The organism is Streptomyces sp. NPDC001381, from assembly GCF_042895685.1.
Classification (GTDB): Bacteria; Actinomycetota; Actinomycetes; order Streptomycetales; family Streptomycetaceae; genus Streptomyces.
Genome location: NZ_JBIAWO010000004.1, coordinates 663,376 through 678,141, shown reverse-complemented (window position 1 = coordinate 678,141; position 14,766 = coordinate 663,376). Strand labels below are relative to the sequence as shown.

At 73.2% G+C, this 14,766-nt stretch carries 16 protein-coding genes; 7 read left to right on the top strand and 9 right to left on the bottom strand.

The genetic code is table 11. From position 1 onward, the window contains the following. Positions 1–52: 52 nt before the first annotated feature. Positions 53–241, bottom strand: a complete 189-nt coding sequence (locus ACFY2L_RS21710) for a hypothetical protein (protein ID WP_390823095.1) — start codon at positions 239–241, stop codon at positions 53–55. 133 nt (positions 242–374) lie between these two features. On the opposite strand from ACFY2L_RS21710, the gene ACFY2L_RS21705 reads away from it, so the two are divergent. After that, positions 375–1,091 (top strand): TSUP family transporter, encoded by a 717-nt coding sequence (locus ACFY2L_RS21705; protein WP_390823094.1) that lies wholly within the window; start codon positions 375–377, stop codon positions 1,089–1,091. A 66-nt stretch (positions 1,092–1,157) separates the two neighbouring features. Here the strand turns inward: ACFY2L_RS21705 and ACFY2L_RS21700 are convergent, their stop codons facing one another. The 3 genes from ACFY2L_RS21700 to ACFY2L_RS21690 are packed head-to-tail and all read right to left on the bottom strand — an operon-like array spanning position 1,158 to position 2,814. After that, complete coding sequence (locus tag ACFY2L_RS21700; protein WP_390659286.1) at positions 1,158–1,817, bottom strand: DUF5063 domain-containing protein; 660 nt, start codon at positions 1,815–1,817, stop codon at positions 1,158–1,160. Further along, complete coding sequence (gene recR / locus ACFY2L_RS21695) at positions 1,810–2,409, bottom strand: recombination mediator RecR (RefSeq protein ID WP_390659285.1); 600 nt, start codon at positions 2,407–2,409, stop codon at positions 1,810–1,812. The genes ACFY2L_RS21700 and recR overlap by 8 nt, the downstream gene beginning before the upstream one ends. A gap of 60 nt (positions 2,410–2,469) precedes the next feature. Next, positions 2,470–2,814, bottom strand: a complete 345-nt coding sequence (locus tag ACFY2L_RS21690) for a YbaB/EbfC family nucleoid-associated protein (RefSeq protein ID WP_390659284.1) — start codon at positions 2,812–2,814, stop codon at positions 2,470–2,472. A gap of 288 nt (positions 2,815–3,102) precedes the next feature. On the opposite strand from ACFY2L_RS21690, the gene ACFY2L_RS21685 reads away from it, so the two are divergent. Further along, positions 3,103–3,855, top strand: coding sequence for an SLATT domain-containing protein (locus ACFY2L_RS21685; RefSeq protein ID WP_390659283.1), 753 nt, complete (start codon positions 3,103–3,105; stop codon positions 3,853–3,855). A gap of 60 nt (positions 3,856–3,915) precedes the next feature. Here the strand turns inward: ACFY2L_RS21685 and ACFY2L_RS21680 are convergent, their stop codons facing one another. From ACFY2L_RS21680 to ACFY2L_RS21670, 3 genes are all read right to left on the bottom strand, one after another. After that, positions 3,916–5,763 carry a protein kinase gene (locus ACFY2L_RS21680; protein WP_390823093.1) on the bottom strand — a complete coding sequence of 616 codons (1,848 nt, stop codon included), beginning with the start codon at positions 5,761–5,763 and terminating at the stop codon, positions 3,916–3,918. 78 nt (positions 5,764–5,841) lie between these two features. Next, positions 5,842–6,324, bottom strand: a complete 483-nt coding sequence (locus ACFY2L_RS21675; protein WP_390659281.1) for a MarR family winged helix-turn-helix transcriptional regulator — start codon at positions 6,322–6,324, stop codon at positions 5,842–5,844. Further along, positions 6,321–6,929, bottom strand: a complete 609-nt coding sequence (locus ACFY2L_RS21670; RefSeq protein ID WP_390659280.1) for a DJ-1/PfpI family protein — start codon at positions 6,927–6,929, stop codon at positions 6,321–6,323. Before ACFY2L_RS21670 ends, ACFY2L_RS21675 begins: the two co-directional genes overlap by 4 nt. 201 nt (positions 6,930–7,130) lie before the next feature. Here ACFY2L_RS21670 and ACFY2L_RS21665 point away from each other — a divergent pair, with 201 nt between their 5' ends. The 4 genes from ACFY2L_RS21665 to ACFY2L_RS21650 all read left to right on the top strand — a co-directional run bounded on the left by ACFY2L_RS21665 (position 7,131) and on the right by ACFY2L_RS21650 (position 12,502). Next, positions 7,131–8,486 (top strand): aspartate aminotransferase family protein, encoded by a 1,356-nt coding sequence (locus ACFY2L_RS21665; protein WP_390659279.1) that lies wholly within the window; start codon positions 7,131–7,133, stop codon positions 8,484–8,486. Positions 8,487–8,633: 147 nt separating this feature from the next. Further along, positions 8,634–9,335 carry a GntR family transcriptional regulator gene (locus tag ACFY2L_RS21660; protein WP_390659278.1) on the top strand — a complete coding sequence of 234 codons (702 nt, stop codon included), beginning with the start codon at positions 8,634–8,636 and terminating at the stop codon, positions 9,333–9,335. Next, positions 9,332–11,791, top strand: a complete 2,460-nt coding sequence (locus ACFY2L_RS21655; protein ID WP_390659277.1) for a glycosyltransferase — start codon at positions 9,332–9,334, stop codon at positions 11,789–11,791. Before ACFY2L_RS21660 ends, ACFY2L_RS21655 begins: the two co-directional genes overlap by 4 nt. Positions 11,792–11,851: 60 nt before the next feature. Then, positions 11,852–12,502 carry a hypothetical protein gene (locus ACFY2L_RS21650; RefSeq protein ID WP_390659276.1) on the top strand — a complete coding sequence of 217 codons (651 nt, stop codon included), beginning with the start codon at positions 11,852–11,854 and terminating at the stop codon, positions 12,500–12,502. 3 nt (positions 12,503–12,505) lie between these two features. Here the strand turns inward: ACFY2L_RS21650 and ACFY2L_RS21645 are convergent, their stop codons facing one another. Both ACFY2L_RS21645 and ACFY2L_RS21640 read right to left on the bottom strand, forming a co-directional pair. Next, the gene (locus tag ACFY2L_RS21645) at positions 12,506–12,799 is read right to left on the bottom strand and encodes a hypothetical protein (RefSeq protein WP_390823091.1); all 294 of its coding nucleotides are present in this window, start codon (positions 12,797–12,799) and stop codon (positions 12,506–12,508) included. 114 nt (positions 12,800–12,913) lie between these two features. Continuing rightward, positions 12,914–13,564: a TetR/AcrR family transcriptional regulator gene (locus tag ACFY2L_RS21640; RefSeq protein ID WP_390659274.1), complete on the bottom strand. Its 651-nt coding sequence runs from the start codon at positions 13,562–13,564 to the stop codon at positions 12,914–12,916. Between the two features lie 99 nt (positions 13,565–13,663). On the opposite strand from ACFY2L_RS21640, the gene ACFY2L_RS21635 reads away from it, so the two are divergent. Continuing rightward, the gene (locus ACFY2L_RS21635) at positions 13,664–14,695 is read left to right on the top strand and encodes a medium chain dehydrogenase/reductase family protein (protein WP_390823090.1); all 1,032 of its coding nucleotides are present in this window, start codon (positions 13,664–13,666) and stop codon (positions 14,693–14,695) included. Positions 14,696–14,766: the final 71 nt, after the last annotated feature.

Sequence of the window (14,766 nt, the reverse complement as noted above, 5' to 3'; positions counted from 1 at the left end):
GTTAGGGCCCGTGCAGCCGTCGTACAGCGGACGTCCAGGACCCTGCCAATTCTCAGACGGAGGCCCGGCCGCCCCGGTCCCGGACCAGACCGACGCCGGCCCCGAGCGAGACGACGCCCATGCCGACGGCGGTCGTCACACCCCGCGTCCCGTCCAGCACGAAGGGCGCGGCGAGGGCCACGACGAGATTGAAGAGGAAGAGGAACCACAGGACGGGGCGGGAGGAGAGGAGCGTCTTCACGGGGGCGTGTCCTTCGGAAGTCGTGGGCGCTGCGCTTGCGGGATCAACGATCCCGTCCCCGGCCCGGACGAAGGAGAGAGCGCACCCCCGGACCGGTGGTGTAGGCAGGTACACCATGACGGGTGGAGCGAGCATGGCCGACGCACTGCTGGCGGGCATCGTGCTGCTGGGTTCGTGCGTGCAGTGGCTGACCGGGATGGGCTTCGCGCTGGTGGCGGTCCCCGCGCTGGTGCTGCTGCTCGGCCCCTTCGAGGGGGTCGTCCTCGCGAACTGCGCGGCGGGCGCGATCAGCGTCGTGGGCCTGGCGGGCGGCTGGCGCCGGGTACGCGCGGCGGCGATGGTCCCGCTGAGCGCGGCCGCGGCCTGCACGGTCCCGGCGGGGGCCTGGCTGACCCGCCAACTCCCCGAAGCGGTCCTGCTGTTGGTGATGGGCGCCCTGGTGACCCTCGCGGTCCTGCTGGTCATGCGGGGCGCCCGGGTCCCCGCGCTGCGGGGCGTGCGGGGCGCGGTGGTGGCCGGCGCGGCGGGCGGCTTCATGAACGCGGCGGCGGGCGTCGGCGGCCCGCCGGTCTCCCTCTACGCCGTCAACGCGGACTGGACGGTACGGGAGTTCGTCCCGAACGCGCAGTTCTACGGCGTGGTCGTGAACGCGTTCTCGGTGGCGGCGAACGGAACGCCGGCTCTGACCGGCCCCCAGTGGGCCTCGGTCGCCGCCGCCCTGACGGCGGGGGCCCTCCTCGGCGGAACCCTCGCGGGCCGTCTGCCGGAACCCTGCGCCCGCCTGCTGATCCTGGCCCTGTCCCTGACGGGCGGGTTCAGCGCGATGGCGAAGGGGCTGTGGGGGCTGTGAGCCCCCACCGGGCCGGAGCCACGAGCCGGTCGAGGGGCTCGGGGCCGGGCCCGCCGGGGGCGGACGTCACCTCGCGCGGCCCAGGCCCAGGTGGTCGGCGATCTCATGCTCCATGACCTTGCCCGCCTCGAACTCCAGGGTGTCGTCGCCCATGCCCTGGTCGGTGTCGAGCCCGTCGAGTTCCTCGAGGGGCTGGTTCAGCCGGACGTGGGCGAGGACGGAGTGCAGGGCGCGCAGGGTGGCGGAGGCGGTGGACCCCCAGTTGGAGAAGTAGGAGAACTGCCACCACCACAGGGCCTCGGAGGTGCGGCCGGCGCGGTAGTGGGCCATGCCGTGGCGCAGGTCGGTGATGACGTCGGCGAGGTCGTCGGAGATCCGGGCCGGGACGGGCGCCTTGCGGGGCTCGTAGGGGTCGAAGACCTCGGAGTAGACGTCGATCGGGTCCAGGAGACGGGCCAGGTTCTCGCGGAGTTCGTCGACGTCCGCGTCGGGGCCCGTGTCGGGCTCGTAGCGCTCGTCGGGGACGATGTCCTCGTGCGCGCCGAGGCGGCCGCCGGCCAGCAGCAGCTGGGAGACCTCCAGGAGGAGGAAGGGGACGGCCGAGTCCGGCTCGTCTCCCTTCGCGACCTCCGTGACGGCCACCAGGAAGCTCTCCACCTGGTCCGCGATCTGGACCGCGAAGTCGTCCGGATTCCGTTCGGTCGCGTGCAGCGTGGCGTCAGACATCTAGGAGTCGTCTCCCCTCGAAGGCGCGGCCGAGGGTGACCTCGTCCGCGTACTCCAGGTCGCCGCCCACAGGGAGGCCGCTGGCCAGGCGGGTGACCTTCAGGCCCATGGGCTTGATCATGCGGGCGAGGTACGTCGCCGTCGCCTCGCCCTCCAGGTTGGGGTCCGTGGCCAGGATCAGTTCCGTCACCGTCCCGTCGGCCAACCGCGCGAGAAGTTCTCGTATCCGCAGGTCGTCGGGACCGACCCCCTCGATGGGGCTGATCGCTCCGCCCAGCACGTGGTAGCGGCCGCGGAACTCGCGGGTCCGCTCGATCGCCACCACGTCCTTCGGCTCCTCCACGACACAGATGACCGACAGATCGCGGCGGGCGTCGCGGCAGATGCCGCACAGCTCCTCCTGCGCCACGTTCCCGCAGGTCGCACAGAAGCGGACCTTCGCCTTGACCTCCATGAGGGCCTGCGCGAGACGCCGTACGTCCGTCGGTTCCGCCTGGAGGATGTGGAAGGCGATCCGCTGCGCGCTCTTGGGACCGACGCCGGGCAGCCGCCCCAGTTCGTCGATGAGGTCCTGGACCACGCCTTCGTACAACGGACTGCCGTCCTTCCTGGGGTTCCTTGCAGTACGTACGGTAGTTGGCCGGGGCCCGTCTTAGAAAGGCAGGCCGGGGATGCCGCTGCCGCCGCCCAGTCCCTGGGCCAGCGGGCCGAGCTTCTGCTGCTGGAGCGTCTGCGCGTTCTGGTTGGCCGCCTGGACGGCCGCGACGATCAGGTCGGCGAGGGTCTCGGTGTCCTCCGGGTCCACCGCCTTGGGATCGATCTTCAGCGCGCGCAGCTCACCGGCGCCGGTCACCGTGGCCTTCACCAGACCGCCGCCCGCCTGCCCGTCGACCTCCGTGTTCGCCAGTTCCTCCTGGGCACGGGCCAGGTCCTGCTGCATCTTCTGAGCCTGCTGGAGCAGCTGCTGCATGTTGGGCTGGCCACCACCGGGAATCACGATCAGCTCCTCTTCCGGACCCTCAGGGCCTGAGATCGGTACGGGATTTTCCCGCTCGGCACGAGCCTACGTGGTCTGTGCGGGTGTCGCCCCAGCACTCTTTCGAGTGAGTTCGGTCGGCGGTCTATACCTGATCAAGGCCCACTTCCGGGCGGAAAGGCGGCGAAAGCCGCTTCTCCGCCACCCATTGGGCGGTAGGAAGGATCCGGCGTGTCAGCAGCACCGTCGTCATCGAGTGTCACGTGACGTCGCCGTTCGTGTTCGGCCGGGATCAGTAGGGAGTGCCGGGTGGGTCAGCAGCCGGAGAAGCAGCCCGAGGGTCCGCCTCAGGACGGGCGGGGCGAGGGCGCGGCCGGGCTGCGGCCGGGCGATCTGACCGGGCGGGCGCTGCCGCTCGGCGACTGGGGCGAGCCGGCGGAGCGGCTGGAGGAGCTGTACCGGTGGGTGGAGCGGGGGGCGTTGCAGACGGCGTCCTGGTATCTCGCGGACCGGGTGTGGAAGCGGCGGGGCGCGCGGGTGCTGCGCGGCGGGGCGGCGGCGGGGGCGGTCGCCGGGGCGGGGCTTCCGCTGCTGGACCTCACCGGGGTGCTGGGGGGTGTGGCGCCGTGGGGTTATCTGGCGCTGCTGCTGGCGGTGGCGTGTGTGGTGGTGGACCGGTTCTTCGGGGTGACGTCCGGATGGATAAGGGACATGGCGACGGCGCAGGCCGTGCAGCGGCGGCTGCAGGTGCTGCAGTTCGACTGGGCGTCGGAGAGTGTGCGGGAGGTGCTGGGGCCCGCGGAGGGGACGGCGAGTGAGGCGGCCGAGCGGTGCCTGGGGGTGCTGCGGCGGTTCTCGGAGGACGTGATGGAGCTGGTGCGCACGGAGACGGCCGACTGGATGGTGGAGTTCCGCACCGGGTCGGCGCCGTTGGGCATGCAGGCCGCGGTGGCGTCCGGGGGACGGCAGGACGCGGCGGCGGGGCAGGGCAGGTTTCCCCTCCCGCCGGGCGCCAACTCCCGCCCGAACATGCCCCGTCAGCGGCCGCCGGAGCCGCGGTGACGCCCCCCGGCGCACGGGGTGGCCGGCGGCCGGGGCGGGTCCGGTGACGGAGGTGTCCGCTCACCGGCGGCTGTAGGTCAGCTTCTCCCCCGTGTCGTTGTTGACCCGTTGCAGCCTGCCGTCGGACAGGAGCGTGACCTCGGTGGCGGCGCCCGGGGTGCAGGAGGAGCGCGGCCGGCCGGAGGTGACGGTGGACGGGCCGATCTCCAACGGGCCGTCGCCGTCGGGCCGGCCGGCCAGCTCGGCGGTGAACTCGCAGTGGTAGGTGTCCCCGTCGGCGACGAGCGAGAGCACCGCGTCGCCGACCTCGCCCTGCTCGATGGTGAGCCGGCGGGTGTTCTCGCCGCTCGCGTTGTCGATCGTGGTGGTCCAGGTGCCGAGGTAGGCGGCGGGGATCACACCGTCGGAGGCGGAGGGCGAAGGGGAGGGGGAGGACGACTCCTCGGACCCCGAGGAGCCGGAGCCCTGGGAGGCGGCCGTCCGGCTCGGCGTCGGACCCGCCTTCGTGTCCGAGGAACCGTCGCCGCTCCTGAACGCGTACACCGCGCCGCCGGCCGCGAGCGCGACGACCAGCGCGATCACCACCAGCAGCGCGGTGGTCCGGCCGCCGCGGCGGGGCGGCTCCGGCTCGTCGTGGGAAGGGCCGGGGGCGTACGGCGGATCGTGGGGGCCGCCGTACGAGGGGGTCGCGCCGACGGACGGAGGGCCGCCGTACGGCGAGGTGGCGTGGACCGAGGTGCCGTACGCGGAGTTGCCGCCGGCGCCGCCCGTGTACGGGTTGTACGGCGTCGGCGTGCCCGTCGGCTGCTGCGGATGGCCGTAGCCGGGTTGCGGATGCCGCACGGCGTGGCCGTACGCCGGGTGCGGTACGGCGGCGGGTGCGGGCGGCTGCTGCGGCGGGACCCGGCCGGGACCCGCGATCAGCGTCGGCGTCACCGCTCCCGGCGTGCCCCCGCCGTACCGGGCGCCGTGCTCCGGGGCGCTTTCGGGGTCCTCCGTCTCCAGCAGCCGGACCGCGTGCCGGCCCAGCTGGGCCACCAGCGCGCCCGGCAGCCACGGCTCACGGGAGTGGCCGTCGGAGACGGTGTCCCCGGCGCCGGTCCGCTCCAGGATCCAGGCCAGCGAGGGCCGGGCGGCGGGGTCCTTGCGCAGGCAGGCGCGGACCAGGTCGGCGATGCCCTCGGGCACGCCCGCGAGGTCGGGTTCCTCCTCGGTGATGCGGAGCAGCACGGCGTGCACCCCGCCGCCCTCGTCGCCGCCGAAGGGGAGGGTGCCGGTGGCCGCGTAGGCGAGGACGGAACCGAGGCAGAAGACGTCGCTGGCGGGGGTGATCTGCTCGCCGCGCACCTGCTCGGGCGCCATGAAGCCGGGCGAGCCGATCACCGCGCCGGTGCGGGTGAGACCGCTGTCGGTCACCGTCTCCAGGGCCCGCGCGACCCCGAAGTCGATCACGCGGGGGCCTTCGATGGTGACCATCACGTTGGACGGCTTGAGGTCGCGGTGGACGATCCCGGCGGCGTGGATGTTGGTGAGCGCGTGCGCGAGCCCGGCGGCGAGGATGCGCACCGACCGCTCGGGCAGCGGACCGTGGTCGTGGCCCACGACCTGCTGGAGGCTCGGCCCGGCGACATAGCCGGTGGCCACCCAGGGCACCGCGGCCTCGGTGTCGGCGTCGAGCACGGGCGCGGTCCAGAACCCGCCGACCCGCTGCGCGTTGCGCACCTCCTGGCGGAACCGGGCCCGGAACTCCTCGCGCGCGGCCAGCTCCGGCCTGACCAGCTTCACGGCGACGGTCCGTCCCCGGTCGGAGCGGGCGAGGTAGACCTGTCCCATGCCTCCGGCCCCCAGCCGCGCGAGCAGCCGGTAGCCGCCGATGCGCTGCGGGTCCTTCGGCCCCAGTTTCTCCATGGCAGCGCCGCCTTTCCCCCACATGTGTGATCGAGCCGAGAATAAACCGGCCGTTCGGGGAGTCGCGTGGCGCGATGTCTACGGTTCCGTAACGGGGAGCCCTGCGGGGTGGGCGACGGGCGGCTCCAGGGCGTCCAGCACCTCGGACAGCCGCTCCAGCACCTGTACGGCCTCGGCGAGCTCCGCCTCCCCGTACGCCGCCGCCAGCCGGTCGGCGAAGGCCGCGTGCCCGGGGTCGATACGGGAGATCGCCGCCAGGCCCTCCTCGGTCGGCGCGAGCAGTTTGGCCCGCCGGTGGGCCGGATTGGGCCGGTACGCGGCCAGCCCCCGGTCCACCAGCAGGTCGGCGATCCGCTGCACGCTCTGCCGGGTGATCCCCATCTCCCGCGCGATCCCCGACACGGGCAGCGGCTCCTTCAGGACCGCGCCCAGCACCTGCCACCAGGCGGCGGTGATCCCGGCGGGCCGGGCGAGTTCCTCGGCGACGGCGAGGAAGCGGCCGTTCAGCCGGAACGCGCCGAGCGCGCTGCGGCTGAGCAGCTCCTGGTGCGCACGGCTCACCGGCCCGCCGCCTTCTCCAGCACCGCGTAGGCCTCCGCGTCGGAGTCGTGGAACAGCCGGTACCAGGCGTCCAGCACCTCGCCCTCGTACACCCCGAGCAGCCGCAGGATCTCCCGGGCGAAGGCGACGGGCTCGGTCGGCCCGGCGGTGACCAGGAGACCGTCCGTGACCGCGTCCGTCTCGACGTACCGCGGTCCGCCGCCGTAGCCCGTGGCGGCCAGATAGAAGGAGACCGCGCCGGTGTGGTCCCGGTCGTCGAGCAGGCCCTCGCGGGCGAGTCCGGCGGTGGCGCCGCAGATCGCGGCGACGGGCGTGCCGGCGGCCAGGAACGCGCGGGCCGTGCGGGCGAAGGGCGCGAGGTCGTCGCCCGCGTCCCACAGGTCCGCGCCCGGGAGGATCAGCAGCGAGCTGTCCTCGGGGCGTACGGCGTCCAGCGCCAGGTCGGGGACGATCCGCAGTCCTCCGACGCTGGTCACGGGCCCGGCGCCGGACGCCCCGACCGTCCGGACCTCGTATCCGCCGCGGGCGAGGTACGCGGTGGCGAACCCCGTCTCCCAGTCGGCGAGCGTGTCGTACACGGCGAGATGCACGGGCTTGCGGCTCATGACTCCTCCTCGATCCGGGGATCCCCGACGGGACGTCGACCGGGGCTTTCCCCGGCTATGACAACAGACTGTCACTTGGACAGCAAGCTGTCAAACTCTCGGCGCGCTCCCCCGACTCCCGACAACCTGTCGCGGAATCCGCCCGACCACGGCACAGGTCGCCGATACCCCCTCCCCCTCAAGAGCTCCTACGCTCCCCGCATGACCCCTCAGACCGACCCCCAGGCCGGCGCCGCCGTGAAGGCCGCGGACCGTGCGCACGTCTTCCACTCCTGGTCAGCGCAGGAACTCATCGACCCGCTCGCCGTGGCCGGCGCGGAGGGGTCGTACTTCTGGGACTACGACGGCAAGCGGTACCTGGACCTCACCAGCGGGCTCGTCTACACCAACATCGGCTACCAGCACCCGAAGGTCGTCGCCGCGATACAGGAGCAGGCCGCGCGCCTGACCACCTTCGCGCCCGCCTTCGCGGTCGAGGCCCGTTCGGAGGCGGCCCGGCTGATCGCCGAACGCACGCCCGGCGACCTGGACAAGATCTTCTTCACCAACGGCGGCGCGGACGCCGTCGAGCACGCCGTGCGCATGGCCCGGCTGCACACCGGCCGGACCAAGGTCCTCTCCGCCTACCGCTCCTACCACGGCGGCACCCAGCAGGCGGTCAACATCACCGGCGACCCGCGCCGCTGGGCCTCCGACAGCGCCTCCGCCGGTGTCGTGCGCTTCTGGGCACCCTTCCTGTACCGCTCCCGCTTCTACGCCGAGACCGAGGAGCAGGAGTGCGCGCGGGCGCTCGAACACCTGGAGACGACGATCGCCTTCGAGGGGCCGGGGACGATCGCCGCGATCGTCCTGGAGACCGTTCCGGGCACGGCCGGGATCATGGTCCCGCCGCCCGGCTACCTCGCCGGGGTCCGCGCGCTCTGCGACAAGTACGGCATCGTCTTCGTCCTGGACGAGGTGATGGCCGGGTTCGGACGCACCGGTGAGTGGTTCGCGGCCGACCACTTCGGGGTCGTACCCGACCTGATGACCTTCGCCAAGGGCGTGAACAGCGGGTACGTGCCGCTCGGCGGTGTCGCCATCTCCGGGGCGATCGCGGAGACCTTCGCCAGGCGGCCCTACCCCGGCGGTCTGACGTACTCCGGACATCCGCTGGCCTGCGCCGCCGCCGTCGCGACGATCGAGGTCATGGCGGAGGAAGGGGTCGTGGAGAACGCGCGGAACCTGGGCGAGCGGGTCGTCGGACCCGGGCTGCGGGAGCTGGCCGAACGGCACCCGAGCGTCGGCGAGGTGCGCGGCCTCGGCATGTTCTGGGCCGTCGAGCTGGTCAGGAACCGGGAGACCCGCGAACCGCTCGTCCCCTACAACGCGGCCGGCGAGGCCAACGCGGCGATGGCCGCCTTCGGCGCGGCCGCCAGGAAGGCGGGCGTCTGGCCGTTCGTCAACATGAACCGCACCCATTTCGTGCCGCCGCTCAACGTCTCGGAGTCCGAGGTGAAGGAGGGTCTCGCGGCCCTGGACACGGCTCTTTCCGTGGCCGACGAGTACACAGAGTGAGGACAGTTTTCCGACATCGTCGGGACAGGGCACGCACGCTACGCGTGTAGGGCCTTGAAAACCTCGAACGCGTAAGGTGGCGTGCTCGTACATAACGACGAGCACGCCCGTTCCTTCCGTCCGTACGCCCGAGGAGACGCCCCGACCATGTCCGGCAGCAGCGGCATCGGCGCCGTGACGCGCAGCACCCTGCGGCAGCAGATCGCCGACGCGCTGCGCGACGAGGTGCTGGCGGGACGGCTGCAGGCCGGGCAGGAGTTCACGGTCAAGGAGATCGCCGACCAGTACGGGGTCTCCGCGACCCCGGTGCGCGAGGCCCTGGTGGATCTCTCGGCGCAGGGACTGCTGGAGGCGGACCAGCACCGGGGCTTCAGGGTCCACGAGTACTCCGTGCAGGACTACCGGGGCATGATCCAGGCGCGCGCCCTGATCATCGAGGGCATGTTCCTGCGCCTGGACGGGGACCGGGAGGACTTCCGCACCCCGGAGGACCCGGAGATCGCCGCCGCCGTCACGGGGGTGCGGCGGCGCGGCGAGGAGGCCCAGCGGGCCGCGGCCGCCGGTGACCTCACCGTGCTCATCGGCTACGACCTGCGCTTCTGGCGCGAGCTCAGCGCCCTGTTCGGCAACCCCTACCTCACCGACTTCCTGCACCGGCTGCGGGTGCAGACCTGGGTGTGCACCGTGCAGCATCTGCGCCGGCTGACCGATCTGCGCGGCCATCTGTGGTCCGGCCACACCGACCTGGTCGACGCCCTGTACCGGCGCGACATGGCCACGGCCCGTTCGATGCTCGCCGCGTACAACGCCGACTCCGTCGCCCTGGTCGAGCGGCTGGCGGCCACGTGACGGCGGAGGGGTCGCCGGCGGAAGAGGCCGTCCAGGACACCGGGAACGCCGTCGGCCTCTCCGTCGTCGTCCCCGCCCGCGACGAGGAACGGCGGCTCGGACCGACCCTGGAGGCCCTCGTCCGCCATCTCACCGCGAGCGGCGAGGACTGGGAGATCGTGGTCGTCGACGACGGTTCCACCGACGCCACCGGCGAACTGGTCACGGCCCGCCGCGATCCGCGCGTCCGGCTCGTCACCGGGGCCGGCACCCGCCGGGGCAAGGGCCACGCCCTGCGCCTCGGGGTCGCCGCCAGCCGGGGCCGCCTGGTCCTCGTCACGGACGCCGATCTCCCCACTCCGCCGACGGAGGTGGAGCACCTGGAGAAGGCCCTCGCCGACGGGCACGCGGCGGCCGTCGGCTCGCGTGCCGTCCCGGGCGCGACGCTCGGGGACCGTCAGCACCGGGTCCGTGAACTGCTCGGCACGGCGGGCAACCTGCTCATACGCGCCACCGCGGTGCGCGGGATACGCGACACCCAGTGCGGGTTCAAGCTGTTCGACGGCGACAAGGCCCGGGCCGCCTTCGCCGCCTCCCGCGTCGACGGCTGGGCGATCGACGTGGAGGTCCTGCGGTACTTCCAGCGGGCGGGGTGGCCGGTCGCCGAGGTGCCCGTGCACTGGTCGCACCGGCCCGGCTCGAAGGTCCGCCCCCCGGACTACCTCCGCTTCCTGCGCGACCTGGCCCGGCTGCGCACGCCGGCCCGGGCCGACCTGTCGGCCGCCGCCCTCTTCCTCGTCCTCTCCGTCGCCCTGTACGCGGGCCGCTTCTTCGACCCCGCGCACCGCTATCTCACCGACTCCCTCCAGGACCAGAACCAGTGGGAGTGGTTCTTCGCGGTGACCGCGGACAACGTGGCCCACCTGCGCAACCCCCTCTTCACCGACCTCCAGGGCTTCCCCGGCGGAGTGAACCTGATGGCCAACACGGCCATGCTCGGCCTCTCCGTCCCCCTGACCCCGCTGACGCTGCTGGCCGGCCCGGCGGTCACGCTCAGCCTGGTGATGACGCTGGGCCTGGCCGCCACCGCCGCCGCCTGGTACCGGCTGATCAGGAAACGGCTGGTGGACGGCCGCGCCGCCGCCTTCACCGGCGCCGCGCTCGCCGCGTTCGCGCCGCCCCTGGTCAGTCACGCCAACGCGCACCCCAACTTCGTCGTCCTGTTCATGATCCCGCTGATCGTCGACCGTGCCCTGCGCCTGTGCACGGGCGACCGGGTCGTCCGGGACGCGACCGTGCTCGGTCTGATGGCGGCCTACCAGTTCTTCCTCGGCGAGGAACCCCTGCTCCTGGCCGCCCTCGGCATGCTCCTGTTCGCCGCCGCCTACGCGGCCGCCCGCCCCGACGTGGCCCGCCGGGCCGTACGCCCCCTGCTGCGCGGGCTGGCGATCGCCACGGCCGTCTGTCTCCCGCTCGTCGTCTACCCGCTGGCCTGGCAGTTCTCCGGGCCGCAGAGCTACGACGGCATCGACCACGGCACCGCGCCCGGCACCGCCAACTCGGTGCGCGCGCTGCTCACCTTCGCCGAGCGCTCGCTGCTCGCGGGCGACGCGGGGACCGCGGACGCCCTCTCCCTCAACCCGACCGAACAGAACGCGTTCTACGGCTGGCCCCTGGTCCTGCTCGCCCTGGCGGTCACCGTGCTGCTGTGGCGCCGGCCGGCCGTCCGGGCGCTGGCCGCCACGGCGTCGGCCGCGGCGCTCCTCTCCCTCGGCCCCCGTGTGGAGCTCGCCGGGGTGGGCGTTCCCGGCCCCTGGGCCCTGCTGGACGGCCTTCCCCTGTTCGAGTCGGTGATCGAGAGCCGCGTGGCCCTGGTCTGCGCCCCTGCGCTGGGCATGCTGCTGGCGGCGGCCGTCGCCCGGCTGACGGAGCACGGGGTGAGGGGAGCGGTGCGGTACGCGGGCCTGGCGGCCGTGGGCCTCGCCCTGCTCCCCCTCGTCCCCGCCCCGCTGCGCTCCGAGCCCCGCGCCGAGGTGCCCGCCTTCTTCACCGACGGGACCTGGCGGTCGTACGTCCGCGCCGGCGAGACCCTGGTCCCGGTGCCGCTCGCCGAGCCCGAGGCCGCCGAGGCGCTGCACTGGCAGACGGCCGCCGGTCTCGGCTTCCGGATGCCCGGCGGCTACTTCAACGGCCCGTACGGCGACGGCGACCGCACCGGCGTGTACGGCGTCCCGCTGCGCTTCACGGCGAGCCTGCTGCGGGACGCGCGGTACACGGGCGTGGTGCCGGTGATCGACACGGCCGCGCGCGAGGCGGCCGCCGGGGACCTGGCGTACTGGCGGGCGGGCGCGCTCGTGCTGGCCCCGCAGCCGCACGCGGACGTCCTGCGTGAGACCGTGGACAAGCTGGTGGGCCGGCACGGGAGGCGGGTGGACGGAGTGTGGGTATGGGACCTGCACAAGTCGCCGCACGGCTGACGCCGCGGCAGGGGAGCACCCATTACCCTGCCCTGACGCACACGACTGGAGGAGTTCTCTTTGGCCTGTGACCTGTGGCTGGTACCGCTCGTCGACGTGTTGTGCCACACCCCCGACAACCCGTTCGCCGAGGAACTCGCGCAGTACGACAAGGTGCTGGCCGAGGCGGGGCTGCCGCCGGTGCCGGTGTACCAGTACATGCCGGGCCTGTCCGGCGAGGTCGCCCCGGTGGCGGGCTTCGACTACGACGCGCTGCACTTCCTGCGCCGCGCCTATCTGCTCCAGGTGTGCCGGCTGCCGGTGACCCCGGTGGACGAACTGGGCGGCGACTACGAACAGTTGCTGGAGATGTTCGAGTCGACGGCCCAGCAGTCGCACCTGGTCTGGCACTACGACCACGCGGGCGCGTACGTCCCGGTCGATTTCCCGCACCCGCTGTCCAACGACGAACTCCTGGCCGGGGGCGGCCCCTTGGGCTCGTCCCAATCCCTGTTGCGGGAGCTGGAGTTCGTCGCGCCGTCGATCGGGATCGACCCGGCGAACCCCCCGGCCGCGCCGCAGCCCCCCGCCGCTCCCACCGAGTTGGAGGAGCCCGCCGTGCCGGCACCGTACGACCCCAGCCCCTTCGCCCGTGAACGGCACGTCTGGCTGGGGCTGCACGCCGCGGCGACGCGGAGCCTGGCGCAGGGTTCGATGATCGTGTTCAGCTGAACGTCAGCGGCCGAGGCGGGAGAGCCCCTTCTGGACGTCCTCCCGGTTCATCGCCGGCGTGTAGGTGAGGTCGGCGCACAGTTCCAGGAAGAACGGCTCGCTGATCACCGGCAGGTCGGAGGGGTCCTTCAGATCGAAGAACAGGAAGGCGGTGCGGCGCCCGCCCTCGGCGGTGAAGTAGGCGGCCTCGGGCTTGATCTGCTCCATGGACTCCTCGATCAGCTTCCCGAGGGTCCCGTTCCTGATGAGCTCGTTCGCCTTCTCCGTGTCCATGGACGCCTTCAGCAGCATGCGCATCGCAGTCACCTTCTTCTGGTCGACACGCACGGACGGATGACGCCAGGATATGCCCGGACAAAGGGGGACACCCTGCCGAGGGCGGGCCACGCACCCGGCGGGCCCGCGTCCCGGTCACCGCTGAAGCAGGTCCTCCAGTTCGGCGGCGAAGAGCAGCGCGGGATCGAAGCCCATGCCGGTGAAGTGGCCCGCGAGTTCGAGTGACAGCACGCCGTGCAGCCGGGTCCAGAAGGCCAGCGCCCGGTGGAGCGCCGCGGGCGGGGCGGGGTGGCCGGCCGCCCAGGCGCGGTGGGAGGCGAGGTGCTCGTCGAGCGGCGTCGCGGGTCCGGAGGACGGTGCGGCGACGCAGGCGTCGAGCAGGGCCGCCATGATCTCGGACGCGATCGCGGTGACGTCGTCGGGGGCGTGGTAGCCCGGGACGGGAGTGCCGTAGACGAGGAAGTACCGCTGGGGATCCTCCAGGGCCCAGCCGCGCAGGGCGTGCGCGAGCGCGGCCGGGTCGGGGCCGGGCCCGGCCGCCGCGCGGAAGGTGTCGGCGAGGCTGCGGTACGCGTCCCTGACGAGCTCGGTGATCAGCTCGTCGCGGCCGGCGAAGTAGCGGTACAGCGCGGGCCCGCTCATGCCCATCTTCTTGGCGATCGCGTTGAGGGAGAGCGCCGACGCCCCCGCCGTGGCGATCTGCTCCCAGGCGCGTTGCTTGATCTCCGCGCGCACCTGGGCGCGGTAGCGCTCGCGCGGGCTCTTCGTACTGTCCGTCTCCACCATGGTTAGAGGCTATCACTGAAGTTATTGACACTCGCGCGCGCTGTGAGTTACAACTTCTAACGAACACGAAAGCCAGTAACCAGCGCCGTGGAGGCCGTCATGAACGCCGAAGGACTCGTCGAGGTCGTCCTGCCGGGCAAGGTCGAGCCGGAGGGGCTCCTGATCCGGCACGGAGAGGTTCCCGCCCCGGGGCGCGGGCAGGTCCTCGTGCGGATGGAGGCCACCGGCGTCTCCTTCGCCGAGCAGCAGATGCGCCGCGGGCGGTACTACGACCAGCCTCCGTTCCCGTTCGTGCCGGGCTACGACCTGGTCGGCACCGTCCTGGCGACCGGCGAGGGCGTCGATCCGGGCCTGGCCGGTCTCCGGGTGGCCGCCCTGGTCAAGGTCGGCGGCTGGGCCAGCCACGTCACCCTCGACGCGGCGGACGTGGTGGCGGTGCCCGAGGGCGTCGGCGCGGCCGAGGCCGAGACCCTGGTGGTCAACGGCGTCACCGCCTGGCAGATGCTGCACCGCAAGGCGCGCGTCCGGGCCGGCCAGACCGTCGTCGTGCACGGCGCCAACGGCGGCGTCGGCTCGGTCCTGGTCCAGCTCGCGCGGGCCGCCGGCGCGCGGGTGATCGGCACCGCCTCCGCACGCCACCACGCCGCCCTGCGCGAGCAGGGCGTCACACCCGTCGACTACCGCGCCGAGGACCTCGCCGCCCGGATCCGCGCACTCGCCCCCGGCGGCGTGAACGCCGTCTTCGACCACGTCGGCGGGCGGGGCATCGTCGACTCCTGGCGGCTGCTGGCGCCCGGCGGCACGCTCGTCTCGTACGGCAGCGCCTCCACCCGGGACGCCGAGGGCTCCAAGCAGGCACCCGTACTCAAGCTGCTCGGCCGGGTGTGGCTGTGGAACGCGCTGCCGAACCGGCGCCGGGCCTGCTTCTTCAACGTGTGGGCCGGGCGGGCCCTGTCCAGGGACCGGTTCCGGGCCCGGCTGCGCGCCGACCTCACCCAGGTCTTCGGGGCGCTCCAGCGCGGCGAGGTGACGGCGCGGATCGCGGCCCGGCTGCCGCTCGCCCGGGCCGCCGACGCCCTGCGGCTGGCCGAGTCGGGCACGGTCGCCGGGAAGGTCGTGCTGACGCCCTGAAGGCCCTCACCCTCCCGGCCCGACACGCCTGTGCCCCCGACCGATGTCGCCGGTCGGGGGCACAGCCGCGT

Bases quoted from the DNA above. Each gene is read 5' to 3' on its own strand.
- ACFY2L_RS21705 (WP_390823094.1), top strand. From the start codon at position 375: ATGGCCGACGCACTGCTGGCGGGCATCGTGCTGCTGGGTTCGTGCGTG.
- ACFY2L_RS21640 (WP_390659274.1), bottom strand. From the start codon at position 13,564: ATGGTGGAGACGGACAGTACGAAGAGCCCGCGCGAGCGCTACCGCGCC.
- ACFY2L_RS21680 (WP_390823093.1), bottom strand. From the start codon at position 5,763: ATGGAGAAACTGGGGCCGAAGGACCCGCAGCGCATCGGCGGCTACCGG.
- ACFY2L_RS21635 (WP_390823090.1), top strand. From the start codon at position 13,664: ATGAACGCCGAAGGACTCGTCGAGGTCGTCCTGCCGGGCAAGGTCGAG.
- ACFY2L_RS21700 (WP_390659286.1), bottom strand. From the start codon at position 1,817: ATGTCTGACGCCACGCTGCACGCGACCGAACGGAATCCGGACGACTTC.
- ACFY2L_RS21660 (WP_390659278.1), top strand. From the start codon at position 8,634: ATGTCCGGCAGCAGCGGCATCGGCGCCGTGACGCGCAGCACCCTGCGG.
- ACFY2L_RS21665 (WP_390659279.1), top strand. From the start codon at position 7,131: ATGACCCCTCAGACCGACCCCCAGGCCGGCGCCGCCGTGAAGGCCGCG.
- ACFY2L_RS21645 (WP_390823091.1), bottom strand. From the start codon at position 12,799: ATGCGCATGCTGCTGAAGGCGTCCATGGACACGGAGAAGGCGAACGAG.
- ACFY2L_RS21670 (WP_390659280.1), bottom strand. From the start codon at position 6,929: ATGAGCCGCAAGCCCGTGCATCTCGCCGTGTACGACACGCTCGCCGAC.